This window comes from Candidatus Competibacter denitrificans Run_A_D11 (assembly GCF_001051235.1).
Classification (GTDB): domain Bacteria; phylum Pseudomonadota; class Gammaproteobacteria; order Competibacterales; family Competibacteraceae; genus Competibacter_A; species Competibacter_A denitrificans.
This window is the reverse complement of the sequence record NZ_CBTJ020000027.1, coordinates 60,099-77,910: the sequence shown is the minus strand read 5'-3', so window position 1 is coordinate 77,910 and position 17,812 is coordinate 60,099. Positions and strand designations below refer to the sequence as shown.

Annotated in this window: 15 protein-coding genes; 5 read left to right on the top strand and 10 right to left on the bottom strand. The window is 58.0% G+C overall.

Features of this window, described 5'->3' with window-relative positions; all coding sequences use genetic code 11:
- Window positions 1-3: 3 nt before the first annotated feature.
- The 7 genes from BN873_RS05205 to BN873_RS05175 form a co-directional block, all read right to left on the bottom strand.
- A complete protein-coding gene (locus tag BN873_RS05205) occupies window positions 4-1,050 on the bottom strand; it encodes a hypothetical protein (protein ID WP_048671336.1) in 1,047 nt (348 codons plus the stop codon).
- Window positions 1,050-2,036, bottom strand: a complete 987-nt coding sequence (locus tag BN873_RS05200; protein WP_048671334.1) for a hypothetical protein — start codon at window positions 2,034-2,036, stop codon at window positions 1,050-1,052. Before BN873_RS05200 ends, BN873_RS05205 begins: the two co-directional genes overlap by 1 nt.
- 72 nt (window positions 2,037-2,108) lie before the next feature.
- Complete coding sequence (locus tag BN873_RS05195) at window positions 2,109-2,720, bottom strand: TetR/AcrR family transcriptional regulator (RefSeq protein WP_048671332.1); 612 nt, start codon at window positions 2,718-2,720, stop codon at window positions 2,109-2,111.
- A gap of 27 nt (window positions 2,721-2,747) precedes the next feature.
- Window positions 2,748-4,751, bottom strand: a complete 2,004-nt coding sequence (locus BN873_RS05190; RefSeq protein WP_048671330.1) for a helix-hairpin-helix domain-containing protein — start codon at window positions 4,749-4,751, stop codon at window positions 2,748-2,750.
- On the bottom strand, window positions 4,735-5,637 hold the full coding sequence (locus BN873_RS05185; RefSeq protein ID WP_048671328.1) for a PP2C family serine/threonine-protein phosphatase: 903 nt from the start codon (window positions 5,635-5,637) through the stop codon (window positions 4,735-4,737). The genes BN873_RS05190 and BN873_RS05185 overlap by 17 nt, the downstream gene beginning before the upstream one ends.
- The gene (locus BN873_RS05180; protein WP_048671326.1) at window positions 5,634-6,329 is read right to left on the bottom strand and encodes a vWA domain-containing protein; all 696 of its coding nucleotides are present in this window, start codon (window positions 6,327-6,329) and stop codon (window positions 5,634-5,636) included. The genes BN873_RS05185 and BN873_RS05180 overlap by 4 nt, the downstream gene beginning before the upstream one ends.
- A gap of 253 nt (window positions 6,330-6,582) precedes the next feature.
- Window positions 6,583-8,664 (bottom strand): coiled-coil domain-containing protein, encoded by a 2,082-nt coding sequence (locus tag BN873_RS05175; RefSeq protein ID WP_048671324.1) that lies wholly within the window; start codon window positions 8,662-8,664, stop codon window positions 6,583-6,585.
- A 94-nt stretch (window positions 8,665-8,758) separates the two neighbouring features.
- On the opposite strand from BN873_RS05175, the gene BN873_RS20320 reads away from it, so the two are divergent.
- Both BN873_RS20320 and pgi read left to right on the top strand, forming a co-directional pair.
- Entirely contained in the window at window positions 8,759-9,004 is a 246-nt protein-coding gene (locus BN873_RS20320) for a hypothetical protein (protein ID WP_171820419.1), read from the top strand.
- The gene (gene pgi / locus BN873_RS05170) at window positions 8,964-10,604 is read left to right on the top strand and encodes a glucose-6-phosphate isomerase (protein ID WP_048671322.1); all 1,641 of its coding nucleotides are present in this window, start codon (window positions 8,964-8,966) and stop codon (window positions 10,602-10,604) included. Before BN873_RS20320 ends, pgi begins: the two co-directional genes overlap by 41 nt.
- Before the next feature lie 86 nt (window positions 10,605-10,690).
- On the opposite strand, the gene BN873_RS19050 is transcribed toward pgi, so the two are convergent.
- Window positions 10,691-10,849, bottom strand: coding sequence for an entericidin A/B family lipoprotein (locus BN873_RS19050; RefSeq protein WP_071244009.1), 159 nt, complete (start codon window positions 10,847-10,849; stop codon window positions 10,691-10,693).
- A 251-nt stretch (window positions 10,850-11,100) separates the two neighbouring features.
- Between BN873_RS19050 and BN873_RS05165 the strand changes: the two genes are divergently transcribed.
- Window positions 11,101-11,361, top strand: coding sequence for an HP1242/YdcH family protein (locus BN873_RS05165; RefSeq protein ID WP_048671320.1), 261 nt, complete (start codon window positions 11,101-11,103; stop codon window positions 11,359-11,361).
- A gap of 98 nt (window positions 11,362-11,459) precedes the next feature.
- Here the strand turns inward: BN873_RS05165 and BN873_RS05160 are convergent, their stop codons facing one another.
- Both BN873_RS05160 and BN873_RS05155 read right to left on the bottom strand, forming a co-directional pair.
- Complete coding sequence (locus tag BN873_RS05160) at window positions 11,460-11,840, bottom strand: hypothetical protein (protein WP_048671318.1); 381 nt, start codon at window positions 11,838-11,840, stop codon at window positions 11,460-11,462.
- Window positions 11,837-12,892 carry a PP2C family protein-serine/threonine phosphatase gene (locus tag BN873_RS05155; RefSeq protein ID WP_048671316.1) on the bottom strand — a complete coding sequence of 352 codons (1,056 nt, stop codon included), beginning with the start codon at window positions 12,890-12,892 and terminating at the stop codon, window positions 11,837-11,839. The genes BN873_RS05160 and BN873_RS05155 overlap by 4 nt, the downstream gene beginning before the upstream one ends.
- 174 nt (window positions 12,893-13,066) lie before the next feature.
- Between BN873_RS05155 and BN873_RS05150 the strand changes: the two genes are divergently transcribed.
- The gene (locus BN873_RS05150) at window positions 13,067-15,742 is read left to right on the top strand and encodes an SUMF1/EgtB/PvdO family nonheme iron enzyme (protein WP_048671314.1); all 2,676 of its coding nucleotides are present in this window, start codon (window positions 13,067-13,069) and stop codon (window positions 15,740-15,742) included.
- Between the two features lie 78 nt (window positions 15,743-15,820).
- On the top strand, window positions 15,821-17,800 hold the full coding sequence (locus tag BN873_RS05145; protein ID WP_048671312.1) for a bifunctional serine/threonine-protein kinase/formylglycine-generating enzyme family protein: 1,980 nt from the start codon (window positions 15,821-15,823) through the stop codon (window positions 17,798-17,800).
- The last annotated feature ends 12 nt before the right edge of the window (window positions 17,801-17,812 follow it).

The window sequence follows — 17,812 nt, the reverse complement described above, 5'->3', positions numbered from 1 at the left end:
GCGTCAGGCTGGAAGCTTATGCACAGGGCCGTGACGCCGTTCGCGCCGCCGTCGTTCCAGATAAAACGTCAAGCCCAGTGCGCTGCCACCAGCAATCAGCAAGCTAAGCGGTAAACCAAAATCCTTGGCCAAATGGGCAAAGAACAGTGTGTAAATCTGAATGGTGAGAAAAGTCGCGCCGTAGCCGGTCAGCATCCGCATGAAAAATCGGGCGCCGAGGCCGATCAGCGCCACGTTAAGAACAGCCCACAGCGCGTTGAACAGAAATAACTCAGTGCCATTGGTCAAATGCCAGCGGTGATTTTCCAGATTGAAATTACCAAACAGTGACAGCAACCACAGCGCCATTTCCGCGAAAAACAGCCCGCTGGAGAGCCAGACTTTGAAAAAACCGCGAAATGGCGCGAGTACGCCTTTTTCGCTCTGCTGGTGGATCACCGCAATAGCGATGATCGCCACCGCCGCCATCAGGAACCGCAACGGATAGCCCATGCCGAACCAGTAAGCGCCCCAGCCAGAGGCATAACCGGTAAAACCGCCAAACCAGCAGAAAAACACGATGGCGCTTAATACTAACAGCAGGGCATTACGCAGCGCATAGCTCAAAGCGAGCAACAGCAGCAAATCAATCAGCAGCAAGGCTGGCCAATTACCGGAGCCGGTGGAAAAAATCGCGCCCAAAGTGAAGGTCAAGCCGATCAGTCCCAAGCCGCCCAACAGTTCCACGCTGGTCGCACTCCACGCCAGGGCGGGATAAGCACGCTTGATCCATTGCGCGCCGCCAAAGCTGCCTAGCATGGCGATAGCCTGTATCAGCGCCAATTTAGTCAGGGTGAAGTCAAACCATTTCCGGCCGAGAATCCCTAGCCCTGCTATTACACTGATTGCCCCAAAGATCAGGAACCAGCGCCCCAGCGAGCGCCAGTCCCAACCACGGGTCGGGTAACGTTCGCTAAGCAGCTGACCATGGAGAGTGGCATCAATGACGCCCTCGCGCAGCAGTTCATCCAACTCGCGGCGCACGCGGCGATTGCGAGAGTGCGGATTCATCAGGCCGACTCTGAAGGTATGAGCTGCGACCAGCGCTCAAACAGGTAACCGAGAATCATCGCCAGCGCGCCGCCGACCAGCAAAAAGACGCCAAGCGATAGCTGATCCCAGAAGTGTTCGAAGTAACGGGTGTAGAGGTTAATCGCTAAAAAGACGATACCGAAGCCAGTAAAACGGGCATCGTGCAGGCGGGCACCGGCGACGATCTGGCCGATGGCGGCGGCGGTGAAGACGAGCACCCAAGTCAGCGGTCCCTGCGGCAACGTCAAAAACCACAGCGACAGATTCAGATACAGCAGGCCGAAAATCAGGTACAGCCCACCGAAGCCGGTGCACCGTCGTAATGGACCAAGCTCTAGCCGCCGCTCGTGCCAGACGCCGAGCAGAATCGTGCCGAGTGCGATCACCGCCATCAATTCCGGGTCTTGAATATCGGCGAAATAGGCGCCGTGGCCGCCGTAGCTGTGCCAAGCCCCCAGTCCGTGAAAGAACAGCAGCAGTGCCAGCAGCAGCGGCCAACGCAAGTGATAGCGATAGGCCGTCAGGGCGCCGAGCGCGCCCGTTAGCAACATAAAAGTCGGCACCGGTATGTGCTCAATCGGGCCGTTTGTGGCGATGAACCCCAGCAGGAGGCTACCGAATACGCCAGCCAAGCTCGCAGTCACCAGAATTGCACCGGTATAGGGATAAAGCCGACGGGGATCGGTGGCCATCCGCACCCCGCCGTACCATAAACCGGCGCTGGTGAGCGCCAGGAGCGTCGCCGCAAACGTCGCTGAGTCCGCCAGTAATGCAACCGAGGCCAGGACTGCCAACCCAAGCTGGACGATAGCGAACACGCCTAACCACTTCAGCAGCGTTGTAAGCATTTCACCGCGCCGGGCGTAGCGTTGCAGCAGCAGATCCAGCAATGGGCGGTCGATCAGTCCTTGCTGATGCCAGTCGGTTGCTTCGCGGCTCATCAAATCGTGGGTGACGGGGCGCATGGCAGATCCCAAAAAAGCGCAGGCTTGTAGGATAAAAGCTCTTGGCAGTTGGCTTCGCCTATGCCGTGCAGCTCAGCTAGGGGTCGAGCCGACGAAACCGGCCAGATAATTATCCAGTAACGAGGCCGCGACTTCCTCCATCGGCAGCCCACCGATGGTTTCCAATTTTCGATCCAGGCTCAGGACGCAAACGCCATGGATACTGCTCCACAGGGCACGGGCCGCTAAGGCGATATCTTGCGGTGGTCGGTGCGGTGATAGCAGGGCGAGATGATGTTGCACCAGTTCGAACATCCGCGCCACCTTCTCGCTGAAGGAATCCGGCGCGATTTGCCCTTCCGGCATACGGTGCTCGTAGAGAGCCAACCACCGGTTGGTCTCGGCGAGGGCAAATCTTAGATACGCTTGTGCCAAGGCCCGAATCGAGCCGATGGACGGTTCCTCGCCGCTCACGGCATCTGCCAGCCGGCCGTACAATTGATCGAGCGTTCGCTCATTCATTTGGAGGATCAAATCGTCGAGATTGCGGAATACCATATACAAACTGCCGACGGTATAACCGATGGCCGAAGCGACTTTGCGTGCGCTCAAGCCATCCAAACCGTGCGCGGTTACTAGCTGTTCCGCTGCCCGCAAAGAGATTTCGCGTAGCTCTTCGCGAGTGTGTTCGTTACGTCTGCCCATGCGGGCCCTCCGGCTTGCCTAGTTCGCCTAAATACGATTGCGCCACCGGGTAACGAGCAGCGCCAGACCGTTGGAGCCAAAGACTCGTAGGTCGGCCTGGGCTTGCGCTTCCTGCATCGCTTGACGGATCAAGGCTATGTTAAGTTGGGCGCGTTGCTTGAGAATATCCGTCTTAATAGTAGTCAGTTCTTCTGGACCTGCCAGCAGGTCTCGCTCGATAGCCGACCGCTGGCGAGCAGAGTGTTGTTGTAGATCGGCGATGACGTTCGGATCAACGCTTTGCCGTGGATCGTGGCGGAAACCCTGTTCGAGCGCCTGGCGCCAGGCGAGTAACGCCGCCGCGCGCTGTTGGCCGAGGCGCTGCCCAAAGCCGGGGACGGCGGCGAGGGCGGTTGCATTCACGTCAGCAGCGGTTTCGATGCCATAGGAGGCGAGCGCCATGCGGTCGGTGACACCAATGCCGCGAATCTGGGCAGCATCGATAAATTGGTTTTCCAAAAAGGTTTGCAACTGAATCTGGCGCTGGTCGGTTTCCAACCGGCGTAAATCTTTCTCTAGCGCTGCCGCCAGATTGTGGTAACGCTCCCGCAAGCCCTGCAAATCCCGCAGCTTGCGCATGAACGCTTCATCGGTTGCCCGTTGCCGCCAGGCGACCTGCAAATCGGTCAGTTCGCGGCGTGCGGCCAGCAAGGCGAGTCGGCGTCGCTGGCGTTCACGGTGAATAACTTTATCCTGGGTAAACGGCCAGATGGCTAAACCGAGCAGCAGCCACAGCCAAATCAGATTCGGTCGTGCCAGGGTCACCAGCAAGACAGCCCCGGCAATAGCCACCGTTTTACTGAGATTGGTCCGTCGCGCTCGGTTGAGTGGTTCCGATAGCGGTGTTGGCGTGATGGGGGTTTGTGCCGTCGGGTGCGGCATCGCTTCGTTGGGAGGCGGCGTGACCGCGAGAATTCGGCTCCAAACGGCATCGATCTGAAAATCTCGAGAGCCGGTCGTGGGATGGGCCGGTGCGGGGCGCGCGGCCGACCCAAAAAAGCGGGTTCCGCTGGCCTGTTCAAGCGCGCACCATGGACATGTTGTGGTGTGTGCCGGATATTTGTGGGCGATGTTGCGGGTACAGACACGCAACTCGCGGTTGAGCCGCTCCAGTGCTGTGCGCCACTCGCGGGCGGTCGGCCGGCCTGGGGCCGGTGCCGATGAGGTAAAGGCCCGTTCGAACAACTGGGCGATGGGTTGGGGTAGCGCTTCAAGCGGCAGCGTGTTTGGTGGCGGCTCCATCGCACGACCGGTGGCGCGCGAGCCGAAGGCGAATCGATATTCCTTGATCGCCCGTTCGATAGGCATATCACCCTTACCCCGGTAGCGGCCGGCGAAAGGGTGACGGCCCATGAACAGCAGATGAAAACATAACAGGGCTAAGCCGAACGTATCGTGGTGAGTTGTTCGCCGCAGGCCGTGAAAAGACTGATCTTGCAGTTCCGGTGGCGTAAATTGCGGAACCCCGACATCGCACAGAAACAGGCGGTCGCCGGTATCAATCTGAAACGAGTCGCAATCGATCATTTTCACCAGGGCTTGGGCCGAAACCACCACATTACCGGGATTTACGTCGCCGATGACATGACCCCGCGCATGGATGGTTTCGAATGCACTGGCAAGATTACGCGCAGCATGAACCAGAAACGACCAGTCGGCGTGTGGGAAGGTGCGTTTGCGATGCGAAGGGCCGTACAGGCTGTGGATTTCGTGATAGCCGTTGACCCTGGCCATCACGAAACCGACCAGCGGGCCGTCCGGGCGGGTACGCAGCACATCCACCGGCCAGGTGGCGATTTCCAGCAGGCCCGGATGCGCGTGACGGGCCATGCCTTCGAGCTTTTGGGCTTTGCCCGGCTCGACTGGCTGGTGATAGATTTTGGCGACAAAACCGGGCCGACCAGGCAACTCGTGGACCGTGCCTTCACCACCACGCCCCAGCGCGTTACCCGGCTCGATCCACTGCCCGTTGCCGCTATGAAGCCGCGTCACCGCTGTCTTCTCGTCCAGACGCGGCGGAATCGGGATCAGGGTCGCTGGTCATGTGAGTGACGGCGGGGGTGTCAGCCGTCATGGTCGGCGCAATGCCAGGGGTAAGCGGTGACAAGCGGGTAGCTAAAATCAACGTCTTATCATCGTGTGTGCGCTCGTTGACTGCCGGGCTGGCCAGGAAACGCGCCAATGCGTTGGTCAACAGCTCTGAGGAGCCGGGTTCCGTCTGAGCGCGCAATTGATGGAACATCGGCCGGAAGAACGGGGTATGCGCTTGCTGATGCTGATAGTGCAGTGCCAGCGTTTGTAGCCCATCGGTCAGCAAGGCGATTTCCGCGACGGTTTCTGCTAGGACGACGCATTCCAGATGGACGGCCGCATCAGAGTCGGTCACGAAGCGGGTTTCGTTGACGTATTGGCCCGTCTGCGGCCAGAAGACCGGCCGGTAATACTCGTCCGCACCGATGACGATGGCCCCATCACCGATCTGCAAGACCAGTGCATGGTCAGCAGCGACGGCCGCACCCAGCAGGGTGCACGCGAAATCCCGGATGGGCACTTCGGCAGTGGCTGCCTCTTGCGCTAGAGCCGCGCGTACCCGTTCTAATAAGGTTTCAGCCAGGGCCGGTGTCCAGTTTGCCGGTGTGATCCCCGGTAAGCGCAGCTCACACTCGCGCAAGAAAGTCTCACAGGCCAGTTCGGCCCCCGTGCCTCCGCGCGCGGCACTACCGGCACCATCGGCGACAACCAGGAGTAACAGGGAGTCGGTGCCCGCGCCCGATAGCGGACGCACGGCGCAGGCATCCTGGCATTCGCTCCCGTCGCTGAGGTGAGCCACGCCGGGGACACTGGCGTAAACGTAGCGCCAGTTACCCGGCGCCGTCATACCGACGCCCAACCGTCGGGTTGGGTGGGATTGATCAGCGGAACCTCTGTCCCCGGTACCGAACGCGAGACCGAGCGCATGGAGTTGGAGAGCCACTGAAACAGCTCACGGAACCGTAGCCCGCGTAAGCGCAGCGGCTGGCGCAGCGAAATTTGCTGCAAGATATCCAGGTTGGCGCCTTCTACCCCGACTGCAAAAAAGGCGAATGCACGGCTGTCCTCGCCTTGTCGAATCTGACTGGCGGCAGGCTTCCAATCGTCGGTCGGGGTGCCGTCGGTGATGAGAAACACCCACGGCCGGAAAAATGGAATCCCGTGTTCCCGATAGAGCGTTTTACGCTGGTTGAGAAGCTCCAGACCTTTGCTGATGGCCAAGCCCATGGGGGTATCTTTTTGGGCGGTCAAATGCGGCGGGGCGAAGCGGTCGGCGGTCTGAAACTCATTGACCACTTGGACCGGGCCAAAGCTGACGATAGCGATTTCGACGCGCTTGGCGGCGAGGCTATCGGCCATTAGCTCTTCCTTGAACGTCGCAAGACCTTCGTTAAGTTCGGTGATGGGTTGTCCGCTCATCGACCAAGAGTTGTCCAGCAGCAGCACGCAAGGACAGCGTGGTTCCGGGTTGTCGGCGAATTCCGCGACGCTGAAGTCCACGCCAAACGGCGTTTGGCGGGATAAATCAAATTCGTTCATCTGCGACGACCTCCATCACAGGGATAGGTAACCGATACGACGATACGGGAATGCGGGCGGTATCGGAGTGAACGGACGGAAGCGATTGGAGCAAGCAAGCGGTTATCAAGTTGCTTGCTCCCGTGCCGGACTGGGTAGCCACCACCGTCATCACGCGCTGATCTGGGTAGGCGCCGACCCAATCCTCATCTTATCGGATGCAAGCGCCCACGCCAGGCTGGCTCGAATCGGCAGCAGCGGCCCGTTGATCCGGTTACATGATGATCCGGTTAAAAACCGCCAGTAATACCGCGCCAACGATGACCAAGACCGTCGTTAAACTCGCCGGCATACTAAACCAGCGGCGCGTCTTGCGCTGGGTTTCCAACGCTTCGACGGTGGCCTGCAAGGTGATCAGTTTTTGCTCAATGGTCTGAATCTGTGTGCCTTGATCGGTTTTGGCGGCCAGCAATTGATTTTGGAATTCGTGAATGCGTTGCGCGACATTGGTTGCCAAGGTCAGCACTTTTTCCTGAATGACTTTGCTGTTGGCCCGCGTCGCTTCCAGATGGGCCGCCAAATCCGCCTGCTGGGCATTGTACCGATTGAATTGCTCTTCCAGCGCCGTGATTTTGGCATCTTGGCTGTCTGGCGCGGTCTCGGTGAATTCGGGCTGGTCTCGTTTGATTTGCTGCAAGGCCTCACCCAGTTGGCTGATCTCTTGGCCTTGGGCTGCCAACACTTGCTCGATAACTCCCGGCCGTCGTGCTGATTCCAGCTTGGCAAGCTGTTGCCGGAGTTCAGCGAGTTCGGTATTGAGGCCCTGAAATTGCTCGAAATTGCTGCTGAAGGCTTGCGCTTGTCCGGCTAAACGGGTATCCAGCGCGGCAACGGTGCCCTGTAGAACGTCGAGATTTTGCTGGAAGTCGTGCAGGTTGACCTCAGCGTTCTGTGCTGCGGGGCGATCTGCGGGGGTGGGAAGTGCCGCAAATTGCTCCAGGAGATCGGTCATTTGCTCCTGAAGTTCCGCCGTGCGGTCAGCCGTTTGCCGGATCTCTTGGGCCTGATTGCCCGTGGTGGCCGTCAATGTGGTGAATTGCTGTTGTGTGTCTTGGCGTAGTTGCTCCAAGGCGTCGGCTTGCTCAGCCAAAGCCGCGTGGAGCGGTTGCAGATCTGCCGCCAACGTTGGCGGTGCGGCGTGCGATAGGCTATTGAGCGCGGTATCTAGCTGATCGAGGCGTTGCCGCTGGTCTTGTAGCTGTTCGCCAAGCGCGTCTTGTATGCGAATCAGTTGTTCGGCGTTGTGGTTTACGGTTTCCCGTAAGGCTAGCAGGTCGGTTTCTAGACTGGCGATAGCCGGCTCATCTGAGGAGTCCATGGCGGTGGCCAGCGCGCTGATGTGTTGCTGTTGCGCCGCCAGTTGTTCGGTGAGAGTCGCTCGCAGATCGGCCAAAGCGTCCTGCTGGCTTGTCAGTGCGGTTTGCAGAAGGGCGAATTGCTCATCAAGCGCCTGCTGCCGATCATGTGCCGCAGCGAGCTGGTCGTGGATTTTCTGCTTTTCCTCCTGGTCAGCGGCGAGGGTAGCAGTCATGCAGTCGTGCAGTGCTTGCTGCTCTTCTTGAGCGACGCTGAACGCGCTAGCAAGTTGGTCAATCTGCCCTTGAGTGGTGGGCTGCGGCGCTGGAGGTGCGCTAGCTTCTGTGGGTATGGCGACGAGGAAGGGCGAGTCCGGTGGAGTGAGGAAGGGCGATTCCTCAGCAGCGGCATCGACCATTGCCTCTTCTGCCATCGGAGTTGGGGTGATGGTCTTTGATTCGGCAGCAATCCTTTCGAGTTCGCTCAAGCGGTCCTGATAGCTTGCCAACCCTTCGCGCCATGTTTGATCCAATTCGCGCAATGCATCACTTTGAGTTGCCAAATCAGCTTGCAAGACGTTGAGGATTTGGCGGGTTGAGCTGGTATCGGCCGACAGCTTGGTAATCAGAGTATCTAAGTGTTTCAGCCGATCTTGATGCTTTTGTAACTCTTGCCGCAGTGGACCCGCCTCCGCCATAGTTTGCCGCTGGCTTTCCAGCTCGCTTGCCAGGCGTGCAAGTTGCTCATCCACGAGGCGAATATCGGCTTGTAGGGCCGTCAGCCGTTCAGTTTGTACCCCAAACGTGTCGGCGAGAACCGCTAGCGCGCGCCGGTCGGTTTGTTGACCTTGCTCGCAAGCAGCTACTGTTGTGGTGACAGTCTGCAATAGAGTCTGTTGGCTGTCGGTCGCCGCTTCGAGCGCGCCCAATTTGCGGCGCACGTTCTGGAAGAAATCGATGGTGCCCGCAAGGGAGGACTCAAGTTCGGTCGCGTCGTTCATGGCATCACGTCGCTCAGGTTGAACGTAAGGCGAGAGTCATTATGAAGCATTCTAAACCCTTGCGAGGCCATCTGTGTGCTTTGGAATCTGCCCAATGCAGAAATTTCCTGTCGCCAGGACTGGCCCAGCGTGCAAAATCGGCCAGAATTCGACAGCTACCCCGCCGGAAACTATAGTAATTCCAGAGCTGCGGCTAGAGGCCGCCGACGTGGCCGACATCTCGGTCAGCGTCGCAGTATCTATAGCCAGCGCTCGTCCGGTTTCGCCAGCGTTTGCACAACTCGATAAGGAAACTGTCCATGTCCGTTCCCAGCAATCTGCCGGTCTGGCAACAACTTAAAGCCCATCATGCTGCTATCGCCGACCAGCACCTGCGCGATTTATTCGCCGCAGACCCCGAACGCTTTAACCGATTTTCCCGGCGGTTCGGTGATTTGTTGGTCGATTTTTCCAAACATCGCATTACCGGAGAAACGTTCGATCTACTGATTGAACTGGCTAACCAGGCGCAACTGCCGGCCTGGATTGCGCGAATGTTCGAAGGCGAAATGATCAACCATACCGAACAGCGGGCCGTGCTGCATACCGCGCTGCGTAATCGCAGCGACCGCCCGGTACGGGTCAAGGGTAAGGATGTCATGCCGGAGGTGAACGAGGTGCTGGAACATGCCCGCAAGTTCGCCGACCAGATCCGGCGCGGCAAGTGGCGCGGCCATACCGGCAAGCGCATCCGTGATGTGGTGAATATCGGCATCGGTGGCTCCGATCTGGGGCCAAAGATGATTTGCCAAGCGCTGCAACCTTACGCCGATCCGACCTTGCGGATGCATTTCGTCTCCAATGTGGACGGTGCCCACATCAGCCATGTCCTGGCCGAGTGCGACCCGGAGAGCACGCTGTTCATCGTCGCCTCCAAGACCTTCACCACCCAGGAGACCATGACCAACGCCCACACTGCCCGTGCTTGGCTGATCAAGGAATTGGGCGATGAGTCGGCGGTGGCCAGGCATTTCGTCGCGGTGTCCACCAATGCCGAAGGGGTCAGCCGGTTTGGCATTGATACCGCCAACATGTTCGGTTTTTGGGATTGGGTCGGCGGGCGCTATTCTTTGTGGTCGGCTATCGGCCTGCCGATCATCGTCTATCTGGGCATGGACCATTTTCTTGAGCTATTGGAAGGCGCTCATGCGATGGACGAGCACTTCCGCACCGCGCCGCTGACGGACAATTTGCCGGTGATTCTGGCGCTACTGGGTGCCTGGTATATCGACTTTTTCGGCGCCGATAGCCAGGTGATGCTGGTTTACGATGATTACTTGCGCTCGTTGCCGGATTATCTGCAACAGTTGGACATGGAGAGCAATGGCAAGTCCATCGACCGTGATGGTCAGGCGGTCAAGGTCAACACCGGGCCGATTATTTGGGGCGGGTTGGGTAATAACGGCCAACATGCCTTTTACCAGTTACTGCATCAGGGAACCCATCTGGTGCCGGCCGATTTTCTGGCACCGGCCCAAAGTCCCAACCCGATTGGCGAGCATCACGCGATTTTGCTGGCCAATTGTCTGGCCCAAGCCGAAGCCTTGATGGTCGGCAAGACCGAAGCGCAGGCGCGCGCTGAATTGGCAAAGCAGGGCTTGAGCGGGGAGGCGCTAGAGAAGCTGTTGCCTTACAAAGTCTTTGCCGGTAACCGCCCCAGCACCAGCTTGTTCTATCGTCGCCTGACGCCACAGGTCTTGGGGTCGCTGGTCGCCCTTTACGAGCATAAGGTGTTCGTGCAAGGCGTCATTTGGAACATCAATTCCTTCGATCAATGGGGGGTGGAGCTAGGCAAGCAATTGGCTAACGCCATTCTGCCAGAGCTTAAGGGAACTCAGGCAGCGGCCGGACATGATGCGTCCACCTTGGGCTTAATTCAATTTTGCCGCGAAGCGGGCTGATAACGGATGAGAGTTGGGCGGTGCCGAAACTGTTCGTCGTAGTCGGCACCGCACCGATAAGCACGGAATAAGCGGTGCGGATGAAGTTAGTAGGTCTTTTCGGTTTCTGCCTTTTTCTCAATGGCCTTACCGGCTGATTTCATATCTTGGCCGGCACCCTTGACGGTATTGCAAGCACTGAGGCTGCCGCCCAGCAGGAGCGAAATGGCCAGTAAAGCGATGGTCACAGCGGATTTGCGGTTCATGGTCTGTAGTCCTCTACTCGATAAGTGAGCTTGCTTGAACGTCATGGGTGTGAAAAGCATAGCACGCCCGCACTGCGGGTTTATAGCACCGGATCTGCCCGCGAGACGGTAGCCGCATGGTGGGTTTGGCGGTGCCGCATGGACATGGTGCATCAGGGTGATGATGGGCTGGGTTGCTTGTTATACTTGCCTACCATGTCGTTGTCATCTGGCTGAAATAAAACCATAACACTGCTGAGGAGTTCCTTGCGATGCTTGGAGAGAGCCACGATCTATTTCACGAATTTCCCGAATACAAGGATCGGATCGCCGAGTTGAAAGCCGCCGACCCGAAGTTTGCCGGACTCTATGACGAGTATCATACGGTGAACGATGAGGTAGAACGGATAGAACTGCAAATCGAAACCCCTTCCGATGCCTACACGGAGACCCTAAAGAAGCGCCGCCTGCATTTGAAGGATGAGGTTTACACAATTTTGCGCCATGTGGCACGCCAAGGGCTAATGGCCTGAGCGTCGCCATTCAGCGTCAGTCGCTGAGCCTATCCGTAATGGCGCCCGTCTGGATCATGAAGATAGGGGCGGGCGTTTGGGTTGCATGGATTTAAGCATCAAACATTCGAGGGTGATGGCGTCTCTTCGTTGGCGCCTTTGCTGGTCGCATCCGACGGTGCGTTGCGAACCACTGGTTTGGCGCGGCTGCGTCGAAAGGTTTGCGCCAGTATGCTCGCATCCGCTTGATCCACCATCAGCTTCCGGCCGACCCCGCTTTTTTCGTCGGCTATCGGCAGGGGATCAGCGGTGCGGGCGCGGCGTAACCACCCAAGCACCCGGTGTTCCACTGCATTCTGGCTTGCCGGTGGTAGATCGCGAAAGATAACGCTTCCCACACCGAGGAGCAGGGTTAGTCCGCCCAAAAAGGTGACCAGTGGCTGCATGAACGCGATGGCCAGCACGGCTGCCAACAGCAGCAGAATATGCCTGATTTTCAAGCGTGGCTGTTCCCTTGAGTAGTTGACTGTGGCACTGGTGACGGTGGCGACGTGTCAGGGACACGCAAGAGGATAACCGTGCAATTGTCGTCGGGTTGGCTTTGCTGATGGCGTATATAGTTGGCCAACTCCACGAACAGTACATCTAACATCTCTTCGAGCGAGTGTGGCGATTCACCTAATAAGATCGGCCAGCGCCGGATAAACGCCTGTGGGTTACTCAGATGCCAAAGACCATCGCTGGCCAGCAGGTAAATCCAGCCCGACTGGAGCGGCAGCAGGCGACGGTCACCCAGTCCGCGCAAAAAAAGCGGTAAATTACCATCGTGCAACTCGAAAAGCGTTGCATCAAGCGGTTTCACATCCAGGCTCGGTACGCCCAAGGTACTGCCCAGGATAAATGCCTGGCTGATCTGAGAATTCGGTCGGACATGAACTTGTTGAAACCAGCGGATATTGTCCACCAACCCAAGGAGGGCGAGGTGGGTGGCTGGCACATGATCAACGGTCAGGCATTCCACTTGCTCCGAGTTGATGGCGTAGACGCGGGAATCACCAACATGAAACAGCAAGGCAGGGCCATCCGGTGGTATTTCCAACAGGATCAAAGTACAGCCGGTCTCAAGCCCCGCCCTTTGGAACTCCTCATAAAGCTGATGGTGCAAAGCATCCAGGGCATCGGAGAGTTGGTCGAGATCAGTGGCTACCGGTAAAGCGAGCAAGCCAGCGACAGCGCGTTCTGCTGCTTCCCGACCGTGGCTATGGCCACCCATGCCATCCAGCACGGCAACCCGCCAATGGCCAGGGGGCCAGTCGGGTAACTGGCGCTGGGTTTCTTGCTGATCACTAAGGAAGCGGCACTGTCCTTGGCCATTCACTACCAAATAGTTGTCCTGATTGTCGCGCCGGCCACGCTGGGTCGGTGAACGCAGGGAACGGACGGCGACTTCGAGGCGGACCTCAAGCGGGGCCGGCAATGGTTCTGGGGTGTCCATGCGCTTCACAGCAAGATTGACCGGATCATGGGTGCTGAAAAACCTTTTGGCTTGCAAGCCATGGGTTGGCCTTGGGTCCTGTTTCGGCACAGGCGGAGAGCAGATCGTCCGATAAAAGCGTTTGGCGAGGGTGGCTGGGCCATTACTCTCCTTCTGCTAGACTAGACGATAATGTGTTCTGTGGCTGTTGTTCAAACAAATTTTTACGATCTTCCGGGAATTTCATGACGTATGGATATTGAATCGCGAGTTGAAGAGCTTGCGCGCGCGCGCGCGGCTGGCGAGATCGACGAGGCCGAATGGCAGCGCCGCCGGGAAGAGCTGTTACGCGAATTGGCGGCAAGCAGTGAGTCGGCCGCTGAATCGGCGCGATCTGAGGCAGATACGCTGGTAGATAAAAACGGTTTGGCGACCCTGGCACCCGGTATGGTGATTGGGCCGTCTGAGCATCGTGTCCGCTTATTGCGTGATTTAGATAGCAGGCGGCGGGTCTGGCTGGTACTGGCTGTGACTGGCGAGGCCGGACGAGTCAAAGGCAGTGGGGATGACTTTCGAGCCGTGAAACTGTTTTTGCCCCCTGGCTATGTGCCTGGCCCGCGTGATCCCGCTCGTGAGGAGCGCTCGCAGCGGGCGGGCGTGGTCGGGTGGCGGACTTATCTTGCCAAAGCACGTAGTCGGGTAGAACAAGCCACGAAGCTGGAGCACCCGACTATCGTCGCGGTTTATGGATGGTGGCATGGAACTGATAACTGGCCGTTCGCGGAAATGGAATATGTTGACCATCAGCAGGGCCAAACGTTGGCGCAATTGCTGCGCGAGCGCGGCTCGCAGGGGTCACATTGGGATGTGGTTTTGAAATGGTTAAAACCCGTCGCGGCTGCGCTGGATTATGCGCGTCAGGAGCATCGCTTGGCGCATCAGGGTCTTGATGCCGAAGCGATTTTGCTGACAAACCAGGGGACGATCAAGCTAGCCGGGTTTGGCGTAGCCGCTGAAGTCGTAGGGCCGCGCGGCATTTTAGCCGATGCCATGGAACCCGGTGCTGAAATGAGCACTGACGGCTTTATTGATGGGGTTGCCACCGACACTGCGTTCCGTCGCGACGTGTTTGCTTTGGCGCTGTTGGTTTTTCAAATGTTGACCGGGCGAGGTGCCCATGAGGCGAAAAACCAGGCTGTGGACCGGATACCGCCTGGGTTGACTGCTGAGGCTTGGCGAGTCCTGCGGCGCGGACTGGCTTATCCGAGCGAGATTTGCCCGACTGAAGCCGGTAAGTTTATGGATGACTTGGACCAAGCTCAGCGCTCAGCCACACGGGAAAAGGGTGGGGGCAGATCTAAGTCACGAGTTTGGCTCTCGGTGGCTGCCTTGATGGCGCTCGTCGTGGGGGTACTGGGTGCTTACTGGGCGGTTCAGCGGGGGGGTGGTGAAGCCAGCTTGAAGCAGCCAGCGCAAACCGGTCCTCGCGCTGATCCAACCAAGTCGCCAGAGCAAACATCGGGGGCGGGTTTGACGGTATTGCTGCAAGAGGCCGACCGTGAAGCCGATCTTAAGGCATTCGAGTCCGCTAAACGGATGGACACCCCAGTTGCTTATCAGTTGTATTTGCAGCGCTGTCCGAATTGTGGTTTTGAAAAGGAGGCACGGAGTGCGATACAAAATATACAACATGAGGAAAAGGTTGATGTCTTGAAGGCGGATTTCGAAACCTTAGTGCGGGCGTTCGAGCAGGAAAATCGCGAAGATCGTGGCGAGGAAGCGCGCGAGCGTTTGAACGCCCTTGCGCGCCTAGCACCCGGTGAGCCTTTTGTTGCCAGTGGGCAACGCCGCTTGGCATTAGCTTGGGTGGCTCGCGCTCAGGCAAGCGCCAATAAAGGTGATTTGGCTGGAGCGTGGCAGGAGTTGAAGAAAGCGAGCGCCATTGAACCGGAACTCCCCGAACTGGCCAGCGTAACCGCCAAGTTCAAACAGGCTGAGGTAACCGACCGGGTACGGCAAGCCGATACAGACGCATTCGCGGCCGCACGACGTGCCAATACACGCAAGGCTTACTGGGCTTATCTCGAACGTTGTGCGGAAGCCTGTGTCCATCGGGCTGATGCCGAAGCGGCGTTGACTCGCTTGAATCCGCCTAATCGGGTGATCCGGGATCGGCTCCGCGATGGTTCACAAGGCCCGGAATTGGTGGTGATCCCCGCCGGTGGCTTTGAGATGGGTTCACCCTCTGGCGAGAAGGGTCGCTATGAGGACGAGCAACAACATACAGCGCGGATTGGCAAAGCCTTTGCCATCGGTAAGTACGAAGTAATGTTTGCCGAATATGATCGCTTTACGACCGCGACCGGCCGTCCGCCAATCAGTGACAAAGGCTGGGGGCGAGATCGTCGGCCGGTGATCAATATAAGCTGGCGTGAAGCCAAGGAGTTTACTGATTGGTTATCCGAGCAAACCGGTTATCGCTATCGATTGCCGACGGAAACGGAGTGGGAATACGCAGCCCGCTCTGGCACCTCGACCAGCCGTTATTGGGGAGATGATCCCGACCAGGGGTGTGCTTATGCCAATGCCGCTGATCAGGACGGTAAGAAAATATTCGTGGGCTGGACGGAGATGCGTTGCCGCGACGGCCAGGTTTATACGGCGCCTGTCGGCACTTATCGCAACAATGATTACGGCTTGCACGATATGTTGGGTAATGTGCTCGAATGGACCTGTTCATTCTACGCGCCAGGCTATGAGGCCCCCGCCCAGGCTTGCCAAGAGCCGCTTGGGGAGCGCCAATTCGTGGTGCGCGGCGGTTCCTGGAACGATGAACCTCGCAATGTCCGTTCTGCCGACCGGCATCGTAGCCCACCGGATTTCCGGGATTATTTTTTGGGTTTTCGCGTGGTGCGAGAGCTGCCGTAAACATTGTCGGCCCTAGCGCCTAACGGTTCGGCCTGGATTGGGGCCTGAACCGGCGTCGATAGGACTGTGATCCACGCTATGTCCAAGAAATCCAACACGCTACCCATCGGTTATCACCTACACCACTACCGCATCGATGCGGTGTTGGGCGCTGGTGGCTTCGGCATTACCTATAGGGCACTGCATGAAGCCTTGCGCAGTCAGGTCGCTATCAAAGAGTATTTTCCAGTCGAATGGTCTTATCGGGATCGCGATGATGTGAGTGTGTTGGCTAACACGCAGGGCGATCTACCCGCTTCGGAAGAGGGTGAGGACGCCTGTTACGCTTGGGGGCTGGAACGGTTTCTTAACGAAGCCCGAATTCTTGCCCAGGTTAATCATCCCAGTGTAGTCCGGGTAAAGGATTTTTTTCAGGCGAATGGCACCGCTTATATTGTCATGGATTACGAGGATGGCGAACCGCTCAGTCAGATCCTGCAACGCGAAAAGACATTACCGGAGGAGCAGATTCACCGCTTCCTTGATGATGTGTTGCCCGCTCTGGAAGCGGTGCATGGCTTAGGTTATCTCCATCGTGATGTAAAGCCCGCGAATCTCTATTGTCGTTCAGATGGCCGCACCATGTTGATCGACTTTGGTGCTGCCCGTCAGGCGTTGGGTCAGCGCAGCAAGAATGTCACCAGTGTGTTCACCATCGGTTATTCACCGATTGAACAATATTTGGCTGATGGCAAGAGTTATGGACCTTGGACTGATATTTATGCATTGGGCGCGGTGCTCTATCAATGCGTGACCGGAAGACAGCCAGTCGAAGCACCGGCTCGTGTACTGGACGATCCATTGATGCCGGCGGTGGAGGCGGCAAGTGGGCGGTATAGCCCGATCTTGTTGCATGCCATTGATCAGGCGATAGCGATTCGGCCCGAAGAACGGTTTCAAAGTATCGCAAAACTGCGGGTAGCGTTGGAGCCATCATCCGACAATGAGCAAACCATCAAACTGGAATTACCGCTACGCCCAGAGCCACGCCATCAGGGTGAACCGCCGCGCCCGATCACCGTGGCCAGGCCACCACCGCAGCCTGAACCCTCTACTCTGCAAAGGAAGCCGCCCTGGGCGGACTGGCGTTGGGGAGTAGGGCTGCTGGCTTTACTGGTCATCGGGGCAGGCATAGCCAAAATGTCCTCGTGCGTGTCGAAGGAGTCGAATCCTGTCACCATCATCCCGCCCGTGCCGCCCCCGGTGGTGGCGCCAGTCGAACGTCTTCAGAGTGGGCCTCCAATCAATCCGCAGGCGGGCCAGAGTTATACCGATTCTCTGAGCGGGATTGAGTTTCTCTGGGTAGGATCAGGCTGTTTTACCATGGGCAGCGCTGAAACTGAGAAGGATCGCAGCGCCAATGAGCTGCCTCATCAGGTATGCCCCGCTGGATTCTGGCTTGGGAAATATGAGGTGACCAACAGCCAGTATGGCCGCTTTGACTCCACTCATGAGAGCGGTAACTATGACTTAGCCGCGCTGAATCGTGCTGACCAGCCGGTTGTGCGGGTCAACTGGCACGAAGCAGTCGCCTACGCCGCCTGGCTGTCGGAGAAGACCGGCGCTCGTTTTCGATTGCCGACTGAAGCAGAATGGGAATATGCCGCGCGCGGCGGTAAGACTGCGGCGCGTCCTTGGGGCGATGATCCAAAGCAGGCGTGCCGTTACGCCAATATCTACGACGAGACGGCCCGTCAGGCTAAGCCGTTCAACTGGGCCAACGCTCCTTGTGAGGATGGCCAAGCCATCGTGGCGGCAGGCGGAAAATACCCGGCCAACGGATTTGGTTTGTACGATATGTTGGGCAATGTCGCCGAATGGGCCTGCTCGGAATACGACGGCACGTATGCGGGTGGTGAAACCCGCTGTGCTGTATCAAGCTTAGTCGGTGGTCGGCGCGTACTGCGAGGGGGTTCCTGGTCCGATTATCCGGGTTTGGTCAGGTTCGCCTACCGGTTCCCGGCCGCGCCGGAGTATCGGAAATTCGACTTAGGGTTTCGCTTGGTGCTGGAACCTTGAGCTAATGGCCAC